General features: G+C 61.3%; 2 protein-coding genes. Both read left to right on the top strand.

Annotated features, from left to right (window positions below; all coding sequences use genetic code 11):
• The first annotated feature begins 132 nt into the window (after positions 1–132).
• Positions 133–2,295, top strand: a complete 2,163-nt coding sequence (locus U9R81_RS17610) for a glycoside hydrolase family 2 protein (protein WP_322496728.1) — start codon at positions 133–135, stop codon at positions 2,293–2,295.
• An 829-nt stretch (positions 2,296–3,124) separates the two neighbouring features.
• Positions 3,125–3,512: CpXC domain-containing protein (locus U9R81_RS17605; protein ID WP_322496727.1), on the top strand; the 388-nt coding region annotated here is incomplete at its 3' end.

Below are 3,512 nucleotides of genomic sequence, written 5' to 3'. Positions count from 1 at the left end.
TACCGGCTGGGGCGCGATGCGGCAACTCCCCACCGAACGTCCGAGCGAAATGGTTAAAAGTGCAAAGGTAGTGATCATGTGAACGCTTATAGGCGCCGCACGGCCGTGCGGCGCTACAGGGCGCTAAACGTTATGCATTTGTATACGTTGGCTGACGGCTGGCAGATTCGCCCGCTGGCCGAATTTACCCAAGGCATCTATCCGCGCAATGATCAGGGATGGTTACCAGCCATTGTGCCGGCCCATTGGCAGCAATTGCCCGGCCTTGAAACCCACAGCGGCAAGGTCGTGTACCGCTGCCGGTTTGCCAACCCTCCCGCACCCGACCCGCTGCCCGGCGAACGGCGCTGGCTGCGGATCAACGGCGCGTTTTATTACCGCCATACCTATTTCAACGGAGTCGATCTTGGCGCGCACGAAGGCTATTTCGAGCCGTCCGAGCACGAGCTTACCACATTCTTGAAGCCGGAAAACACCCTCATCATCGAACTCGATTGCCCCGACGAGCACAATAAAATCGGCAAGCGCATGATTACCGGCGTCTTTTCCCACTGGGATTGCTTCGATCCGCAAGCCAATCCGGGCGGGATTTGGCTGCCGGTCGAGTTGCACCGCAGCGGGCCGGTGCGGTTGCGCGCTGCCCGCCTGCGCACCGAACATTGCGATGCCCGGCTGGCCCAGTTGCGCTTTGCCCTTGATCTCGATGCCGCGCAGGCCGTGGCGATCCGCAGTGAAATCGTCTTTGCTCCGCTGACCTTTCACGGCGAAACCCAGACCTTCACCGTACAACGGCGTCTACGCAGCGGCGCGCAGACGGTGCAGGGCTTGCTGAAGCTGCGCGAGCCGCGGCGCTGGTGGACGCACGATCTTGGCCGGCCTGATCTCTATCAGGTGACAGTGCGGATCTGGCTTGATGATACGCTCAGCGATGAGCAGTCATTTGCCTATGGCGTGCGCACCTTCGAGCTGCGCGATTGGATTCCGCACCTGAACGGCGAGCGGTTCCTCGCGAAAGGCAATAACTACCCTCCCGGCGATATGCGCATCGCGACGATGAATCGCGAACGCGCCGATCGCGATCTCGCCTTGGCCCGCGAGTGCCACATAAATATGCTGCGCGTCCATGCTCATATCGACCACCCGGCCTTCTACGACGCCGCCGACGCTGCCGGTATCCTGCTCTGGCAAGATTTTCCGCTCCAGTGGATCTATCGCACCGAGGTGTTGCCGGCAGCGCGCCATCAGGCGCGAGCCATGGCGCGCTTGCTCGGCAACCATCCTAGCATCGCGATCTGGTGCATGCACAACGAGGCGATCCATCTCGAAGACACCGCCGATGAGTCGTTAGGCGCCCGGCTGCGCACCTACCAGTCGGCGTTCATTTTTAGCTGGAACCGCGACGTGATGGATGTCCAGTTGAAGCAGATCGTCGAAGAAGAAGACCCAACGCGCCCCGTGATCCGTTCGTCGGGCGAGCCAGACGTACCCTACGTGCGTACCGGCACCGATGCCCATGCCTACTTTGGCTGGTACCGCACCTATGGCACGTTGGCGTTTGGCGAAACGGTGCGCGCCCGCTTCCCTAACAACCTGCGCTTTGTGACCGAATTCGGCGCACAGAGCTTTCCGAATCTTGAAAGCAGCTTACGCTTCATGCCCGACCCGCTCGATGATGCCGCTATTACCCGCCTTGTTGAACGGCACGGGTTACAGGCTGAGATTATGTCGGCGTGGTATCCGTGGCGACAAGCCGCCTCACTGGCCGAAGTCATCGAGATGTCGCAGAACTATCAAGCCGAACTCAACCGCTTTTACGTCGATCGCTTGCGTTACCACAAATATCGCCCGACCGGCGGGATCATTGCGTTTCTGTTTGTTGACCCCTACCCGGCAGTGCTGTGGAGCGTGATCGATTATTGGCGTACGCCCAAGCGTTCGTATTACGCCCTGCGCGATTGCTTCCGCCCGCACTATGCCTTTACCCTGATCGAACCGCGCGACTTCGTGATCGGTGAAGTGATCGATGTGCCAATCTACGCCGTCAACGATGCTCGCCAACCGTTGGCCGGCGCGCAAGTCACCATTACGATGCGCGATCCCGCAGACGTTGAATTGGCCACCGTCGTGCGCTACCTCGACCTGCCTGCCGACTCGCTCGCCACCGAGATCGATCACTTGCGCCTCACCCCCCTTCACCCCGGACGGTATACGATCGAGTTACGCCTGATTGGGGCCGGGCCGGAATTTACCAACTGCTACCATCTGACGGTCGTAGAAGCTGCGGCGGGACGGTGAGCAAAGCCTGTGTCCCTTTTTTACCGCCGAGGGCGCGGTGGGTGGGGTTAGCTCACGGCGGGCATCTGTCCCCGCTCCATTGCCGCATAGCCACAAAGAGACGCAAAAGACGCAAAAATAGCGCTATTTGTGTATTTTGCGTCTTTTCGTGGCTATTCTACCCGCACAGCGGGCTAGCCCTCACCCCTAACCCCCGCTCCCACCACACGGCGGGAGAGGGGGAGCTGCGGGCTAGGCGGGCACGGCATAGCTGGCACGGAACCCAGCAGCAACCCTCTCCCGCGCCAGTGGGAGCGGGGACGGGGGTGAAGGCGCCCCTCCCCCGCTGGGGGAGGGGCTAGGAGTGGGGGCTAGCCATTTACCGCTGAGGGTGCTGAGGACGCAGAGGATGATAGGGAGCGGCAGTAGGTCTTTGCGCGGGTGCTGCGCGCCCGCAGCAATCTCCCGCGATTGCGGAACACACCCCCGCATCGGAAACGATGAACCGTGCACATCCGTCTCAACCCGTGGGTATCCGTGTCCCATTTCCCCCACGTTGGTGCAAACCAATGGCGTGGAGGCATCCCTCGCGCTGAAGTGGGAGATTGCTTCGCCGCCGTTGGCGGCTCGCAATGACAACCGGCGAGCGGCTCTTCCCCAAAAAACCTCTGCGGAGCCGGCAGCCGTCCGGCTCTGCGTCTTGGCTCGCTTTGCGTCTTTACGTTGACTGCCTTTGCCCACTCTGCGCCTCGGCGTTGTGATCCTCGCACTAACGCAATGCAGAACGTCTACTGATGGTACAATACAGCCGAGGAAACGGATTCGCCGATCGGCAAGGTTGCAAGAACGTATGCCCATCTCGTACCGCGAGCAGGCGCCATTGACGTGTCCGCATTGCGGCAATGATTTTAGCGCCGAGATTTGGTTAATTATCGACGCCGACGAGGAGCCGGCAGCGGCAGCGGCGCTGCGCCGTGAAGAGGTGAACATGGTCGCCTGCCCACACTGTGGCGCCCGTGGGCCGGCTGGCGCGCCGTTGCTGTATCACGATGCCCAAGCTCGCCGGGTGTTGTTTGCGCCCGCTCCCGGCGCGGCAGATCACGAGATTCGCGAGCAGGCCCGCGAGCTGCACGCCTTGTTGGTCGGTTCGATTGATATTGAGCAGCGGCGGCCCTATTTAGCCGATGTCGACATCGCCCAAGATATGAGTGGGTTGGCCCATCTGCTGCGCCGGCTCG

The sequence above is a fragment of the Chloroflexus sp. genome (genome assembly GCF_034435895.1).
Classification (GTDB): Bacteria; Chloroflexota; Chloroflexia; order Chloroflexales; family Chloroflexaceae; genus Chloroflexus.
This window is presented reverse-complemented; position numbering and strand designations above follow the sequence as displayed.

Excerpts from the sequence above, each read along its gene's own strand:
- U9R81_RS17610 (WP_322496728.1), top strand. The coding sequence starts at position 133 with ATGCATTTGTATACGTTGGCTGACGGCTGGCAGATTCGCCCGCTGGCC.